Origin of the sequence: Sinorhizobium americanum (genome assembly GCF_001651855.1) — a bacterium.
GTDB classification, from domain to species: Bacteria; Pseudomonadota; Alphaproteobacteria; order Rhizobiales; family Rhizobiaceae; genus Sinorhizobium; species Sinorhizobium americanum.
In genome coordinates, this window is the sequence record NZ_LNQC01000076.1 from 303,023 (window position 1) to 317,785 (window position 14,763).

The 14,763-nt window shown below is 62.8% G+C and carries 13 protein-coding genes; 8 read left to right on the forward strand and 5 right to left on the reverse strand.

Annotation, left to right across the window (positions count from 1 at the left end; translation table 11 throughout):
- Positions 1–48: 48 nt before the first annotated feature.
- Entirely contained in the window at positions 49–747 is a 699-nt protein-coding gene (locus ATC00_RS25500) for a FadR/GntR family transcriptional regulator (RefSeq protein WP_064254904.1), read from the reverse strand.
- A 136-nt stretch (positions 748–883) separates the two neighbouring features.
- Here ATC00_RS25500 and ATC00_RS25505 point away from each other — a divergent pair, with 136 nt between their 5' ends.
- From ATC00_RS25505 to ATC00_RS25525, 5 genes are read left to right on the forward strand one after another with little or no spacing between them, the layout of a single operon-like run.
- On the forward strand, positions 884–2,473 hold the full coding sequence (locus ATC00_RS25505) for an ABC transporter substrate-binding protein (RefSeq protein ID WP_064254905.1): 1,590 nt from the start codon (positions 884–886) through the stop codon (positions 2,471–2,473).
- A gap of 21 nt (positions 2,474–2,494) precedes the next feature.
- Complete coding sequence (locus ATC00_RS25510; protein WP_064254906.1) at positions 2,495–3,523, forward strand: ABC transporter permease; 1,029 nt, start codon at positions 2,495–2,497, stop codon at positions 3,521–3,523.
- 26 nt (positions 3,524–3,549) lie between these two features.
- Positions 3,550–4,425, forward strand: a complete 876-nt coding sequence (locus ATC00_RS25515) for an ABC transporter permease (RefSeq protein ID WP_412458428.1) — start codon at positions 3,550–3,552, stop codon at positions 4,423–4,425.
- Positions 4,412–5,263: an ABC transporter ATP-binding protein gene (locus tag ATC00_RS25520; RefSeq protein WP_064254908.1), complete on the forward strand. Its 852-nt coding sequence runs from the start codon at positions 4,412–4,414 to the stop codon at positions 5,261–5,263. The genes ATC00_RS25515 and ATC00_RS25520 overlap by 14 nt, the downstream gene beginning before the upstream one ends.
- Positions 5,260–6,015 carry an ABC transporter ATP-binding protein gene (locus ATC00_RS25525; protein ID WP_064254909.1) on the forward strand — a complete coding sequence of 252 codons (756 nt, stop codon included), beginning with the start codon at positions 5,260–5,262 and terminating at the stop codon, positions 6,013–6,015. The genes ATC00_RS25520 and ATC00_RS25525 overlap by 4 nt, the downstream gene beginning before the upstream one ends.
- On the opposite strand, the gene ATC00_RS25530 is transcribed toward ATC00_RS25525, so the two are convergent.
- The gene (locus ATC00_RS25530; protein WP_064254910.1) at positions 5,990–6,355 is read right to left on the reverse strand and encodes a response regulator; all 366 of its coding nucleotides are present in this window, start codon (positions 6,353–6,355) and stop codon (positions 5,990–5,992) included. The two genes, ATC00_RS25525 and ATC00_RS25530, sit on opposite strands and share 26 nt — an antisense overlap.
- Entirely contained in the window at positions 6,352–9,093 is a 2,742-nt protein-coding gene (locus ATC00_RS25535) for a PAS domain S-box protein (protein ID WP_064254911.1), read from the reverse strand. The genes ATC00_RS25530 and ATC00_RS25535 overlap by 4 nt, the downstream gene beginning before the upstream one ends.
- Positions 9,094–9,269: 176 nt before the next feature.
- Here ATC00_RS25535 and eglC point away from each other — a divergent pair, with 176 nt between their 5' ends.
- Complete coding sequence (gene eglC / locus ATC00_RS25540; RefSeq protein WP_064254968.1) at positions 9,270–10,667, forward strand: endo-1,3-1,4-beta-glycanase EglC; 1,398 nt, start codon at positions 9,270–9,272, stop codon at positions 10,665–10,667.
- Between the two features lie 48 nt (positions 10,668–10,715).
- Here the strand turns inward: eglC and ATC00_RS25545 are convergent, their stop codons facing one another.
- Complete coding sequence (locus tag ATC00_RS25545; RefSeq protein WP_037380167.1) at positions 10,716–11,705, reverse strand: sugar-binding protein; 990 nt, start codon at positions 11,703–11,705, stop codon at positions 10,716–10,718.
- Between the two features lie 47 nt (positions 11,706–11,752).
- Complete coding sequence (locus ATC00_RS25550; RefSeq protein ID WP_064254912.1) at positions 11,753–12,733, reverse strand: NAD-dependent epimerase/dehydratase family protein; 981 nt, start codon at positions 12,731–12,733, stop codon at positions 11,753–11,755.
- Positions 12,734–12,978: 245 nt separating this feature from the next.
- Here ATC00_RS25550 and ATC00_RS25555 point away from each other — a divergent pair, with 245 nt between their 5' ends.
- Together ATC00_RS25555 and ATC00_RS25560 are read left to right on the forward strand one after the other, a co-directional pair.
- Positions 12,979–13,722 (forward strand): ATP-binding cassette domain-containing protein, encoded by a 744-nt coding sequence (locus ATC00_RS25555; protein ID WP_037380731.1) that lies wholly within the window; start codon positions 12,979–12,981, stop codon positions 13,720–13,722.
- Between the two features lie 39 nt (positions 13,723–13,761).
- On the forward strand, positions 13,762–14,760 hold the full coding sequence (locus ATC00_RS25560; protein ID WP_064254913.1) for an ABC transporter permease: 999 nt from the start codon (positions 13,762–13,764) through the stop codon (positions 14,758–14,760).
- Positions 14,761–14,763 lie beyond the last annotated feature (3 nt).

Genomic DNA, 14,763 nt, shown 5'->3' on the forward strand with positions numbered 1-14,763 from the left:
GCCCATTTCATATGACATAATATGAATTCCGGGGACCTGTCGAGCGGATTATTGCTCGGCGAGGCGCCGGTAGCGACGCTGGCTGGCGATGATATGTTTGCGCATCGCCTGCCTAGCGCGTTCCGGATCCTGGTCGGCAATGGCTGCGAGGATCTCGACATGTTCCGCCTGGACGCCGAGCAAATAATCTCTGTCGGCAGCCTCCGGCAATGTCGTGAACTGGCTGCGGGGAATGGCGCGCGGCCCGAATTGGCGCATGACATCGAGGTAGAAGCGGTTGTTGGTGGCTGCGGCGATGGCCATATGGAACTCGAAATCGGCCTCGACGGTCGGCTTCCCCTCCACAATCAGCTGCGCCATTTTTCTATTGGCCGCGCCGATCGCCGCTTCCTGCTCGGCCGTCCTGCGATACGCGGCGATTGCCGCGGCTTCGCTCTCGCAAGCCAGCCGGAACTCGAGAAGCTCGAGCGTCTCCGGGATGCTCCTGATCTCCACCGGGCTCAGCGCAAAGCGCTGGCTTGCCTTCGGGTCGCTGACAAAAACGCCCTTGCCCTGGATGGGGCGGACGTAGCCTGCGGCGCGCAGGTCGGCGATTGCCTCGCGGACCACCGTGCGGCTCACGCCGAAGCTTGCCTCCAATTGTGGCTCGGTCGGCAATTGGTCGCCTTCCTTCAGCCTGCCGGCTTCGATCTGCCGGCGCAGTTCGTCGATTACCTGTTGCGCCAGTCTCTGTCGTCCGCCCGCCATCGTCCCCTCATCAAAGTGCCCGCTTTCGCGGTCTCGCCCGGAAAGCTCTTGCCAACGCCGCCGAATGCCGCTAATTCATACTATGACATACGGACGACGTAATATGTCTCCTATAATAGGTCAGGGAGGAGTTTCAATGAAGCATTTTTCGAAGGGCCTCATCGCAGGGGCCGCCGCAATCGTTTTGAGCTTTTCTGCAACAGGCGTAAACGCCGCTACTCCCGACGACCAATTGGTCATCGGCACATCGCTCGCCCAGGTTCTGTCGCTCGATCCGCAACAGGCGACCGAGGCGAAGGCGGTCGAGATCATGTCCAATCTTTACGACCGGCTGGTGAAGACGGAAAACCGCAAAATCGCGCCGCAGCTCGCCGAAAGCTGGGAGATCGATGACAAGGGCATCACCTTTCACCTGCGCGAAGCGACCTTCGCCTCCGGCAATCCGGTTACCGCCGATGATGTCGTCTATTCGCTTGGGCGGCTGCTCAAGCTCGATCAGGCCTCGGCTGCCAATTTCAAGCGCATCGGTTACAAGGCCGATAATGTAGACAGGCTCGTCAGGGCAGTGGATCCGCGGACGGTGCGGATCGACCTCTCCGGCGAAACCACGGCGGAGCTGCTCCTCTACCGGCTGGCGATGTGCGTCGCGAGCGTCGTCGACAGCGTCGAGGTCAAGAAGCACGTCCAGGACAATGACTACGGCAATGCCTGGCTGCGCACGAATTCGGCAGGTTCCGGCCCCTTCACGCTGAAGCGCTGGACGCCGAACGAGATGGTCATCATCGAGGCGAACGACGCGTATGCCGGCGGCGCACCGCACATGCGTCGTGTCATCGTGCGGCACGTGCCGGAAAGCCAGGTGGCGCGCCTCATGCTCGAGCGCAACGACATTGATGTCGCCAGCGCGCTGAGCGCGGCGGACCTGAAGACCTTCGAGGGCCAGCAAGGTTTCGAGGTCCAGCGGGTGCCGACCGGCGGTTTCTACGTTCTGTCGATGAATGCCGGCAACGAGTATCTCGCCAATCCCAAGGTGCGCGAGGCGATCGCCTACAGCATTGACTACAAGGGCATCGAGCAGACGATCATGGGCCCCTATGGCCGGGTCCGCAACGTGCCGGTCCCTGAGGATTATGAATATGCCATCCCCAATCCGGATTGGCATTTCGATGCGACGAAGGCCAAGGCGCTGCTGGCGGAAGCGGGGTATCCCAACGGCTTTTCGCTGACGCTGAAGACCATCGCGCAGACGCCACGCATCGACCTGGCGACCGCCATCCAGGGCTCGCTCGGCCAGGTCGGGATCAAGGTCGACATCCAGCAGGGCAACGGCTCAGACATCATCGCCGATCACCGGGCGCGCAATTTCGACCTGCTCATACCCCAGACCGGCGCCTATATGCCGAACGTGCTCGGTTCCATGGAACAGTTCTCCAGCAATCCGGACAATTCCAAGGAAGCGAACAATGCCGGCAATTTCGTCTGGCGCTCGGCCTGGGACATTCCGGAGCTGACGGCGCTGACCGCCAAGGCCTCGCTCGAGCCGGACGCGAAGAAGCGCGGCGAGATCTATGTCGAGATGCAGGAAAAGTTCGTGGAGCAGAAGCCGGCTGTGCTGCCGCTTTTCGAACGCTTCGAGCCAATCGTCGTCAATGCGCGCGTCAAGGACTATGTCGGTCATCCCAATCAGCTGACGCGCCTCGAAGGCGTCACCAAGGCGTCCGATTAAGGGCGGCGTCGGGACACGGCCATGAAGGAACTCACCGCAAGCGAGCTGGCACGGCGCGTCCTCCACCTCGTCGTCAGCCTGTTCATCCTGCTAACGGTCACCTTCGTCATTGGCCGTGTCCTCCCGGCTGATCCGGTCGGCGCCATCGTCGGCGAGCTGGCGGATCCGGCCGCCTACGAAGCGATGCGGGCGCGGCTCGGCCTCGACCTACCGATCTACCGGCAGTTCGTCATCTACCTGCAAGGCCTTTTCCGGGGCGATTTCGGCCAGGCGATCCTCACCGGCAACTCGGTCGCCAGCGACATGCTGCAGGCCTTTCCGGCCACCTTCGAGCTGGCGACGCTGGCGATTATCATTTCCGCCGTCGTCGGCGTGCCGCTGGGGCTCGCCGCCGCGCTGTTCCGAGACAGTTTCGTCGACAAGTTCGCCCGCGTCGTGGCTCTCGTCGGCCACTCCATCCCGGTCTTCTGGTTCGGTATCGTCGGGCTGGTGATCTTCTATGCGGCGCTCGACTGGGTCGGCGGCCCGGGCCGGATCGACGTCTTCTATGAGGGCATGGTCGAGCCGGTGACGGGCATGTTGCTCGTCGACAGCCTCCTTGCCGGAGAAACCGAGATTTTCTGGAACGCGCTGTCGCACATCATCCTGCCGGCCGCCATCCTCGCCTATATGGCCATGGCCTATATCACCCGCATGACGCGCAGCTTCACGCTGGAACAGTTGAGCCAGGACTACGTGATTGCGGCGCGTGCCAAGGGTGCGGGGCCTGCCCGCACGGTCACCCATCACGTCCTGCCGAACATCGCCGTCCAGTTGATCACCGTGCTTGCGATTTCCTATGGCAACCTGCTCGAAGGAGCGGTGGTGACCGAGATCGTCTTCTCCTGGCCGGGCATCGGCCAATACATGACGAACGCCCTGATGATCGGCGACATGAACGCGGTGCTCGCGGCAACCATCATCGTCGGCTTCGTCTTCATGCTACTCAACTTCATTGCGGACATCGCCTATGCGATCCTTGATCCGCGGACCCGGGAGGCGGCGCGATGAGTGACGCTATCAGGACCGATTCCGAAATGCTGCAGTCGCCAGGTCTCACGGAACGTATGCTTTCGGCGCTCCGCCGCGCGGCCGGCAAGCTTGCCGAGGAGCCGCTTGGTCTTGCCGGCTTCGCGATCATCGGCTTGCTCCTGCTGGTAGCCGCCTTCGCACCGCTGATCGCCCCATATGACCCGACCGCCCAGTCGCTCTCGAACGCGCTGCAGCCGCCGAGCCTGGCGCATCTCGCCGGCACCGACGAGTTCGGGCGGGACATCTTCAGCCGGCTCCTCTACGGCTCGCGCATTACCATCCAGACGATCTTCTTCGTCTCGATCATCGTCGGCCCAATCGGACTGGTCATCGGCGTCGTCTCCGGTTTCTTCGGCGGGCGCACCGATGCGATCCTGATGCGCGCCACCGACATTGTGCTTTCCTTCCCGTCGCTGATCCTGGCGCTTGCCTTTGCGGCGGCGCTCGGTGCCAGCCTTTCGACAGCGATCATCGCGATTTCGCTCACCGCCTGGCCGCCGATCGCCCGTCTCGCCCGGGCCGAGGCGCTGGTGGTTCGTAATGCCGACTATGTCGCGGCCGCGCGGCTCTACGGGGCAAGCCGGCTTCGCATCCTCTTCCTGTACATCGCCCCGATGTGCATCCCCTCGGTTATCGTCCGCCTGACGCTCAACATGGCCGGCATCATCCTGACGGCCGCGTCGCTCGGCTTCCTCGGCCTCGGCGCCCAGCCGCCGGCGCCGGAATGGGGTGCGATGATCTCGAGCGGCCGCAAGTTCATGCTCGATTTCTGGTGGGTGGCGGTGATGCCCGGCATTGCAATCCTCTTGACCAGCCTCGCCTTCAACATCGTTGGAGATACGCTCCGCGACATCATGGACCCACGCCATGCCCGATCGTGACGCTTCGCCGATCCTTTCCATCCGCGACCTGAACGTTCGCTTCGGCCGAGACGCGGTCGCCGCCGTCACCGATGTCAGCTTCGACATCGGCCGCGAGCGCGTCGGCATCGTCGGCGAATCGGGTTCCGGCAAGTCGACGACCGGCCGGGCGATCATGCGGCTGCTGCCGGCGAAGGCCGGTGTCACCGCAAAGACCATGGTCTTCTGCGGCGAGGAGCTCCTCGGCAAGTCGGAGCGGCAGATGGACCGGTTGCGGGGACAGGAGATGGCGCTGATCATGCAGGATCCCCGCTATTCTCTGAATCCCGTCCTGTCGATCGGCAAGCAGATCGCCGAGTCGGCGCGGCTGCATCTCGGTCTCAAAGGCAAGCAGGCTCTGAGCGCGGCGCGCGACATGCTGATCCGGGTACGGATCAGCGATCCGGACCGGGTGATGGGGCAGTATCCGCACCAGATCTCGGGCGGCATGGGCCAGCGGGTGATGATCGCGATGATGCTGATAGCGCGGCCCAAACTCGTCATTGCCGACGAACCCACTTCGGCGCTGGACGTCAGCGTCCGCAAGGACGTTCTCAATCTGCTTGACGAGCTGGTGCGTGAGAACAATTCAGGCCTCATCCTCATCAGCCACGACATCCGCATGGTCGCCAGCTTCTGTGACCGGATTATCGTCATGTATCGCGGCAGGATCGCCGAGGAACTGACCAGCCTGGACAAGGCGCAGCATTCCTATACGCGCGCCCTCATCGCGGCGATGCCGGACGCGCGCCATCCGGTGAGGCGGCTTGCCGTCATGGACCGCCAGGCGCTCGAAAACATCGGGGGGAGGGTGGGGTGATCAGGGTCGAGAATCTCGATGTGGCCTTCGGCCATGGCCAGAGCCGCCACCATGTCGTGCGCGACGTCAGTTTTGCCGTGGAGTGGGGCGAGACGCTCGGCATCGTCGGCGAGTCCGGCTGCGGCAAGTCCACGCTGCTACGCTCGCTGGCAGGCCTCGAAGGCGGCTGGACGGGGCGCATCTGGTTTGACGGGCGCGAAGTCGGAAGGCTTCGAGGGCGCGAGGAGCTCAAGCTGGCGCAAATGGTGTTTCAGGACCCGTATGGTTCGCTGCACCCGCGCCACCGGATCGGCACGGCGCTCGCCGAGCCCTTGAAGGCGATGGGCCATCGCGACGATCGGGAGCGGGTGCTGCGGGCCTTGCGGCAGGTCGGGCTGCCCGCGGATTTCGCCAATCGTTTCCCGCACGAGCTCTCGGGCGGACAGCGTCAGCGCGTGGCGATCGCGCGGGCGCTGATTTTGTCTCCGCCTATCCTGCTGCTCGACGAACCGACATCGGCTCTCGACGTGTCGATCCAGGCCGAGGTCCTCAACCTCCTGGCGGATCAGCGCGACGAGCGGAGCCTGACATTCGTGCTGGTCAGCCATGATCTCGCCGTCGTCGCCCATATGTGCGATCGGGTCCTGGTGATGAAGGACGGGACATTCGTCGACGAATTGACGAAAAACGACCTGCAGCGCGGCGTCGCCCATGATGCCTATGCGCGTGAGCTGTTCGACGCGAGCTTCATGCAGCAGCTACAAGGCTCCTGATTCTCCTAACGAGCTCGGCGCCGTCGAACGGCTTGCTGAGGCGCGGCAGCGCGCGGAATCGCTCCGGCAGATCCGATGACGCATAGCCAGTCAGCAGCAGGACCGGCACCTGGCGCTCGAGCAGTTCGTCGACGAGCGGGTAGACGAGCTCGCCGCGCAGATTCAGGTCGAGCGTCGCCACGTCGAAACTCTCCGCGCGCGAGGCCGCGATCGACGTGCTGAGGCTGGTGAAAGGCCCGACCACCAGATAACCGGCCGCGATAAGATCGTCCTCGATTTGCAGTGCCACAAGAAATTCGTCTTCTACGACGAAGACCCGATATGGCTGCGTGGCTGTCATGGAGAAGGTTCGCGAGGGTAGGGAATGTCGATCATGCATACCAGGCCTTGCGACGCGAATTCGAGCTGGACTTCGCCGCCGAGGTCGGAGGCGAGCACGCGTTCGAGCAGCAGGCGGCCGAAACCATTGCGCTTGGGAGCAAGGACGGGAGGGCCGCCCGATTCACTCCAGCGGATATGGAGCCGATCGGTTTCCCGGTCCACCGACCATTCGATGCCGACGCCGCCGGTTTTCACCGAAAGCGCACCATGCTTCGCGGCGTTGGTGGCAAGTTCGTGGGCCGCCATGCCGAGCGTCAGGGCGTATTTCGGTGGCAGCATCATCGGCGGGCCGGAGAGCGTCACGTTATTCCTGCCGTCGTCGTGATAGGGGGCCAGTTCGTCCAACAGCACGGTTTCCAACGAGACCCCCGACCAGCTTGCTTCGGCCAGACGTGTATGGGTTTGGGCGAGCGCCCTGATGCGCGCATCGAACGAGCGATGCGCCTCGTGGATATCCGGGCTGACCGAAAAGGACTGGCGCGCGATCGAGCTTACGATTGCAAGCGTGTTCTTGACCCGGTGGCTGAGCTCGGCGACGAGGAGGTTGCGCTGCGCTTCGGCTTCCTTACGCTCGGTGATGTCCATGCAAACGCCGGCCAACTTGCCGGGCATTGCGGCACCCAGGGTCGAGAACTGCCCGAACGCTTCCATCCAGCGGATCCTTCCGTCGGGAAGCCTGATTCGGTAGACGACGTGATAATCCTCGCGCGTCTCCATCGCCCTGGCGATTTCCAGCTCGACAAGGAGGAGATCGTCGGGATGGATGTCGCGCTTGAAATCCTCAAACGTGCCGCCGAATGTTCCCGGCTCGAGATGATGGAGCGCCTCGAGGCCCGGCGACCAGATGATCTTGCCGGTGGCGATGTTCCATTCCCAGGCGCCCATCCGTCCCGCGCCGAGGGCGATCTGCAGCCGGCGTTCGCTCTCCTGCAGTGCTTCCTCGGCCTGCTTGCGCGCGGTAATGTCCACTGATGCGGCCACGGCGCCGATCACCTGGCCGGCGGCGTCCCGTAGTGGCGTTGCGTTGCCGAAGAGGTGACGCGATGTCCCGTCTTCGAAGCGGACTTCTTCCTCGAAATTCGGCACCATTTCGCCGCGCGCCGCGCGCTGCACCGGGAGCTCCTCGGGCGATAGCTCCTTACCTGCCGAAAAGACGCAGAAATTATCGGGCCGCTCATCGCTCGATGCCGAAAGCGACAGGTTGGAGTCCGGTGCCTGGCGGAGAAGCTCATAGGCGGCTCGGTTGCCGCTGATGATACGGCAATCGGGCGTACGTGCGATCCAGATCGAAGCCGGTACGGCCTCCATGATGGCCATCAACTCGGCTGCGCGTGCCCTCTCGCTTGCCTCGTTGCGACGCAGCTGCTCTTCGGCCAGACGCCGCGCCTCGTCGGCGCGCATGCGCTGAATGCTGAATCCGAGCTGGCGGGCGATCGTCAATGCCACGTCGATCTCGTTGTCGGTGAAAGCATGCGGCAGATCATAATAGGTCATGAACTTGCCGATGAGCCTGCCGTCGGCGACAAGCGGGATGAAGCCAAGCGCATGGATACCTTCAGCCTCGATGACCGGCCTGAGAGCGGCCAGCGCGTCGGCTTGCGCAACATCTTGGAGGAAGATTGGCTGCGGATCCCGCTCCCCGCCGGTCCAGGGAGAATGACCGTCTACCGCGCTTCGATATTCTGGCGACAGGCCGCGCCAGGCGACGAAATGCATCTTTGCAGAACTGTCGGTTGCCGAATTGTCGAAAATCAGAATGGAGGCCCGGTGGCAGCAGAGCGCGCCCTGGATGGCATCGAGCGCCGCCTCATACACCTCCGAGATGTCCTGGGCCCGGTGCAGCCGCTCGGTGAGGCGGTAAAGCGCTGCTTGTTCGCGCAGACGAGCGGCGAGCGCCGCGGCGCCCCGTCTTTGTTCGGTAATGTCGCGGGCAATCTTGGACGCACCGATGATGCGCCCAAAAGCGTCTCGAACCGGCGAGACGGTCAGCGATATATCGATGAGCCTGCCGTCCTTGCGGCGGCGCGTCGTCTGGTAGTGATCGATACGCTCGCCGCTGCGGATGCGCCTGAGGATATTGGGCTCCTCATTCTCATAGCCGGGCGGCATGAGAATGGTGATCGACTTGCCCACCACCTCGTCGACCCGATACCCGAACAGCCGCTCGGCACCCTTGTTCCAACTCGTTATGATGCCGTTCAGATCTTTGGCAACGATGGCGTCGTCCGAGGATTCGACAATGGCCGCCAGATAGCGGGAATCCTTTTCCGCGCTCTTGCGGTCGGTAATGTCGACGAGGAGATTGACTGCGCCGGTAAGTTCACCGGACTCGTCGAAGATCGGTGTGGGATGCGGGAGCAGCAACGCGGTCGAGCCGTCCGGTCGAACCGCCAGCAGTTCCTGGCCCCGGATCGGCTGTCGCCCTTTCAGAGCCATGGCCATCGGGCATTCGTCGTGCCGCAGGGGCGCGCCGTCGGGGTGCCGAAGCTTCCAGCTGACGCACCAGCGGTCCCGGCCGATCTCCGGCTGGCGCCCGGCGAGGCTGGCTGCGGCCGGGTTGCAATAGGTGATGTAGCCTTCCGCATCGGTGGTGTAGACGGCGACGGCAAGCGCATCGAGTGCCGCTCGAAAATCCGGTGACCCCAACACACTCAGATCGCCCAAATCGAATTTGGGCAGAGTCTCCGCACTGCACATCTGTTCCCTCCGCACGTCGCATAACACCAGACAACGCCACTGATCGGAGCTTTGTTCCAGAATGACCCCAAAGTGTTAGGGGTGTAGCGCCCGGACTGCGGTGTTAGGGTCGTCGCCGGAGGGTGTAGCCCTTGGGCTTCGCGGAGGAGGAGGTCACTCAAAACTGGAGACATATGATGAGCAGAACTGTGCTGAACGCCGTGGGCAAGCCGCTCTACTATAGCGGAAGCTCGACGGCCTGGTTTTCCGCCACCGGATCGGGGCCGACACTCTATGGCACCGCCGGCAATGATTCCATTTGGGGCGACAGTTCCGTCAACGTCACCATGATCGGCGGGAAGGGTGACGATATCTATTATCTCTATTCGGGGATCAACCGGGCCCAAGAGGCCGCCGGCGAAGGCGTCGACACGATCAACACCTGGATGAGCTATACGCTGCCGGCGAATTTCGAGAACCTGACCGTCACGGGCAACGGCCGGTTCGCCTTCGGAAACGACGCCGACAATATCATCAAGGGTGGCTCGGGCAGCCAGACGCTTGACGGCGACGGCGGCAACGATGTCCTGATCGGCGCGGGCGGGGCCGACACCTTCGTGTTCGCGCGCGGCAACGGAAGCGACCTTGTCACCGACTTCAACTTCGACGACACCGTGCGCCTCGACGGCTACGGGTTTACCTCTTTCCAGCAGGTTCTGGACAATGCTAGCCAGGAGGGAGCCAATCTGCGGCTTGCCTTGGCAGACGGCGAGAGTTTGGTGTTCGCCAATACCACCGTCGACCAGTTGCAGGCGCACCAGTTCAGGCTCAGCCTGGACCGCTCCGTGCTGACGCAGACATTTTCGGACGAGTTCAACACGCTTCAGCTGCAAAATGGCACGAGCGGCGTCTGGGAACCCAAATTCTGGTGGGCGCCGGAAAAGGGAAGCACGCTTACCGGAAACGGCGAACTGCAGTGGTACATCAATCCGAGCTATCAGCCGACCGCTTCGGCCAACCCGTTTTCCGTCAACAACGGCATTCTGACAATTACCGCCAAGCCCGCGTCGGAGGCAATTCAGGCCGAAATCAACGGCTATGACTACACATCCGGCCTATTGACGACCCATTCGTCCTTTGCCCAGACCTACGGCTATTTCGAGATCCGCGCCGACATGCCGGACGACCAGGGCGTCTGGCCGGCCTTCTGGCTGCTGCCGGCCGATGGCTCCTGGCCGCCGGAACTCGACGTCGTCGAAATGCGTGGCCAGGATCCGAATACCGTTATCGCCACCGTTCATTCCAACGAGACCGGTTCGCAGACCAGTATTGCGAGCGCAGTGAAGGTTGCTGACGCCAGCGGCTTTCACAAATACGGGGTGCTTTGGACGGAAGACGAGATCGTCTGGTACTTCGACGATGCGGCAATCGCACGTGCCGACACGCCGTCAGACATGCACGACCCGATGTATATGCTCGTCAACCTGGCAGTCGGGGGCATCGCCGGCACGCCGAGCGACGGGCTCGTCGACGGGTCGCAGATGAAGATCGACTATATCAGGGCCTATCAGTTGGACGCCGACTGGCAGATCTAGGCGAGGCGGACAGGGAGGCGGGCGCCAGGTCCGCCTCCCTCGCGCATACTATTTCTGGATGCAGGTATCCGCGGTGTCCTTGGTGCATTCGTCGAGACCGGTGAAGACCGGATCTTCGACTGGCTTGCCGGCGATAAGGTCCATCATCACCGAGGGCGCCTTGTATCCCATCTCGAAGGGCCGCTGCCCGACGAGGGCGGTCACCAGTCCCTCCTTGGCGATCGCCACTTCCTCGCCGATCGTGTCGGCAGCGCCGATCACGAACTCGTTCTTGGCGATCTTGTCGGCCATCGGCTTGAACAGGTCGCGGTAAGGCTGCGGTGCGCCGAACAGCGGCCACCCGCCCATGATGCCGAAGGCATCGAGGTCGGGATTGGCGGCCAGGATATCGGTCATCGCCTGGACGCCCTTGGCGCCGTCGTCGTTGGTAAAGACCGGGCACCCGGCAACTTCGGTCCAACCGCCTTCGCCCTTGAGCTCCGCCAGCCCTTTTTGACCGGTCAGCGCATCACGCATGCCCTGGGCACGGCGCAGAATATTGTCGGCGCCGGGATTGCCTTCGATGGTGCAGATCTTGCCGCCATTCGGCTTGCCCTTCTTGATGTACTCACCGATGCGGAAGCCCATCAGGTAATTGTCCGTGCCGAGATAGGTTTTGCGCAGAGCCGAATCTTCGGCCGCGAGATCCGCGTCGAGTGTCATGACCGGAACTGTCGGATTTGCGGTCTTGAGCGTCTGGGCAATGAGCTTGGCGTTCGAGGGCGAGATGGCGATCGCTGCGGTATCCGCCTTGCCCAGCATGTCTTGGACGATCTGCGCCTCTCCGGCCTCGTCGGATGTCGAGGCAGGGCCGGTGTAGAAGCATTCATACTCCGAATCCGGGTTTTCCTTGTTCCACTTCTGGCAGCCCTGGTTGATCGCCTCGAAGAACGGATTGTCGAGGCCTTTCACGACAATGACAAGCTGCTTCTTCTGGGCCAAAGCGGTACCGGCGGTGAGCGCCAGCACGGCTGCAGCAAGCAATAATGCCTTCCTCATGCTTTCCTCCCTTGAAACGCGCGGACACCTCGTGTCCGCGACACCAGTCAGCCGGGATACCAGACGATGCGCGGATCCTCCTCCGAGCGCTCGTACTGCCAGGCAGAGTCTATAAGCTTCTCGAGACCGTAGTCGGGTCGCCAACCCAGCAGGTATTTGGCCTTGCTGTTGTCCATCCAGTTGGAATGGAAGCGGCTCGGGATGTCGACGGAGGCAAGGCCGCGTGTGCGGGCGAGATAGGCGGCGAGTTCGCCGTAATCGACCGGCCGATCCATAGAGATGTTGAAGAGTTGGCGCACCGCGCGGGGATGATCGATCGCCGCCAGCGTCGCCGAGACCAGATCGTCGACATGAACGAAGTTGCGCTTCAGCGGCTGTCCGTCGGCGTCGCGCAGCAGCGGCACGGTTCCTTCGCTCGCGTAGCGCCTGGCGTCGACCTCGGGAACGAGGTCCTTCCAGACCGGCCCGCCGAAGACATCGTCGCCGAAGGAGAGGGAGTACTTGAAGTCGTCCTTCTCCATGATCCAGGGCGCGCGCAGGCAGCAGGTATTCAAACCGTACTGGATGCCGTATTGCTCCAGCATCACCTCTTCAAGGACCTTCGACAGCGCGTAGCAGCCTGGATAGGCGCTATGCGGCGTCGCCTCGGTGACGGGGCCGTCGTGACGATAGTGGAAATGGCCGATACCGGCATCGCCGCCGAGCAGGATGAACTGCCGGGCGGTCTCGCTCACCCGGAATTCCTCGAGCAGCCAGAACAGCCCCTTGACCGTCACGTCCATGACGCTGTCGGGGGTCTCCTTGCAGGTGGCGAGGTGGACGACATGCGTTACCGCGACGAGCGCTCGGGCGGCGACGTCGCGCTCGGCGATCGTTCCGCGAACCACTTCGACACGGTCAGTCTCGGCACACAGGCGGTTGTGGCAAAGCGCACGGATGCGCGCCTTGGAAAAACGCGGATCGTCAAGCAGCCCAGCGATGAGATGCTGTCCGACCTTGCCCGTTGCCCCGGTGACAAGGATCAGCATGCTCTCCTCCTGCTGATAGCTAATATCTGCGCGCTTCGCGCGTCAACGAATATTTGTAATACAATATGAGTTCGCGCGCATATACGTCTTTATTTGTAGGACGATTGATTGACGCTGTTCTGCGCATTTGCGTAAATGGAGATCGCATACCCAGGGGGAGGAGACCCGGGCGGCGGCGGCACATAGGCTTCATCCAAATCGAAGTATGCGCGGGGCGCTGCTTCGGCCACAGGTATCGGGAGGCTATCGTGGCGGTTCTCGAACTCGCCAATGTTTCCAAGCATTTCGGCGCCATCCAGGCGGTCAACGACGTTTCCTTTTCGCTTCAGGCAGGCGAGGTCGTCGGCCTCATGGGCGACAACGGCGCCGGCAAGTCGACGCTCGTCAAGATGATCGCCGGCAACTTCCGGCCGAGCCACGGTACGATGCGCATGAACGGGTCCGATCTCGTCATGCATCGCCCCGTCGAAGCTCGCCAGCACGGCATCGAGATCGTCTATCAGGACCTGGCGCTATGTGACAACCTGACGGCAGCGGCGAACGTCTTCCTCGGGCGGGAATTGCGGCGCGGCGTCGGTCCGTTGCGCATCCTCGACTATAAATCCATGTATCGGCGTGCCGGCGAGATATTCAAGGAACTGAAGTCGGAAACCCGACCGCGCGATCTCGTCAAGCAGATGTCCGGCGGTCAGCGGCAGGCCGTGGCGATCGCCCGCACCATGCTTTCGGAAGCGAAGATCGTGCTGATGGACGAGCCGACGGCGGCAATTTCCGTGCGCCAGGTGGCGGAAGTGCTGAATCTCATCCGCCATTTGCGCGACCGCGGCATCGCCGTGGTGCTGATCAGCCACCGCATGCCGGACGTCTTCGACGTTGCCGATCGGGTCATTGTCATGCGGCGCGGCCGGAAGGTCGCCGACAAGCCGATTGCGGCGAGTTCGCCAGAAGAGGTCACGGGTCTGATCACCGGGGCGATCGAACAGGTATAACGAGGCCCAGGAAAAGCGAAGGAAAAGCGAAGGTCGGTCATGGCAATTACCTTGGATCGGGCGATCGGGCAGAGGCAGCAGGGCTGGGTCAACTCGGTTCTGTCCAGCCAGACGTTCTGGGTGCTGATCGCCGTCATTCTGGCCTGCCTCTTCCTGTCGGTCGCGACGGATACCTTCGCGACACCGAAGAACCTCTACAACATCACCCGCAATTTCACCTTCGTGGCAATCATCGCGCTGGGCATGACGCTGGTGATCATCACGGGCGGCATCGACCTCTCGGTCGGATCGGTGCTGTGTCTCTGCAGCATGGTGCTCGCGGTGGTCATGAATGCCGGCTACAGCATCGAGGTCGGGATTGCCGCCTCGGTCGGAACGGCCCTGGTGATTGGGGGTTTCAACGGGGTCATGATCGCCTATCTCGGCTTTCCGCCTTTCGTCATCACGCTCGGCATGCTGTCGATCGCACGGAGCCTGGCGATGGTCGCCTCCAACAACACCGTCGTCTTCCAATTCGGACCGGATCACGACATGCTCCTGGCGCTTGGGGGCGGTGCTTGGTTCTTCGGCATTGCCAATCCGGTGATCTATATGATCGTGCTGGCGCTGCTCACCGGTTTCGTGCTGCGCTGGACGAAGTTCGGCCGCTACGTCTTCGCGATCGGCGGCAACGAGCACGCCGCGACGCTGACCGGCGTTCCGGTACGCCGGATCAAGGTTACCGTCTATATGATTTCGGCGCTCTCGGCGGGCGTTGCCGGCATCATCCAGACCGGCTGGCTCGGCGCAGTCACCACGAACATCGGCGCCGGCATGGAGCTGCAGGTAATCGCCGCGGCGGTCATCGGCGGCGCCAACCTGGCCGGGGGCGTCGGTACCGCTTCCGGCGCGCTGATCGGTGCGGCGCTGATCGAGGTGATCCGCAACAGCCTCGGGCTCCTCGGCATCAACGCCTTCTGGCAGGGAACCTTCATCGGCGGCGCGACGGTGCTTGCCGTCCTGTTCGACCGCATCCGCAGTTTCCGCCAGAGCGAGTAGGGC

Excerpts from the sequence above, each read along its gene's own strand:
- ATC00_RS25500 (WP_064254904.1), bottom strand. The coding sequence starts at position 747 with ATGGCGGGCGGACGACAGAGACTGGCGCAACAGGTAATCGACGAACTG.
- ATC00_RS25505 (WP_064254905.1), top strand. The coding sequence starts at position 884 with ATGAAGCATTTTTCGAAGGGCCTCATCGCAGGGGCCGCCGCAATCGTT.
- ATC00_RS25510 (WP_064254906.1), top strand. The coding sequence starts at position 2,495 with ATGAAGGAACTCACCGCAAGCGAGCTGGCACGGCGCGTCCTCCACCTC.
- ATC00_RS25515 (WP_412458428.1), top strand. The coding sequence starts at position 3,550 with ATGCTGCAGTCGCCAGGTCTCACGGAACGTATGCTTTCGGCGCTCCGC.
- ATC00_RS25520 (WP_064254908.1), top strand. The coding sequence starts at position 4,412 with ATGCCCGATCGTGACGCTTCGCCGATCCTTTCCATCCGCGACCTGAAC.
- ATC00_RS25530 (WP_064254910.1), bottom strand. The coding sequence starts at position 6,355 with ATGACAGCCACGCAGCCATATCGGGTCTTCGTCGTAGAAGACGAATTT.
- ATC00_RS25535 (WP_064254911.1), bottom strand. The coding sequence starts at position 9,093 with ATGTGCAGTGCGGAGACTCTGCCCAAATTCGATTTGGGCGATCTGAGT.
- eglC (WP_064254968.1), top strand. The coding sequence starts at position 9,270 with ATGAGCAGAACTGTGCTGAACGCCGTGGGCAAGCCGCTCTACTATAGC.
- ATC00_RS25545 (WP_037380167.1), bottom strand. The coding sequence starts at position 11,705 with ATGAGGAAGGCATTATTGCTTGCTGCAGCCGTGCTGGCGCTCACCGCC.
- ATC00_RS25550 (WP_064254912.1), bottom strand. The coding sequence starts at position 12,733 with ATGCTGATCCTTGTCACCGGGGCAACGGGCAAGGTCGGACAGCATCTC.
- ATC00_RS25560 (WP_064254913.1), top strand. The coding sequence starts at position 13,762 with ATGGCAATTACCTTGGATCGGGCGATCGGGCAGAGGCAGCAGGGCTGG.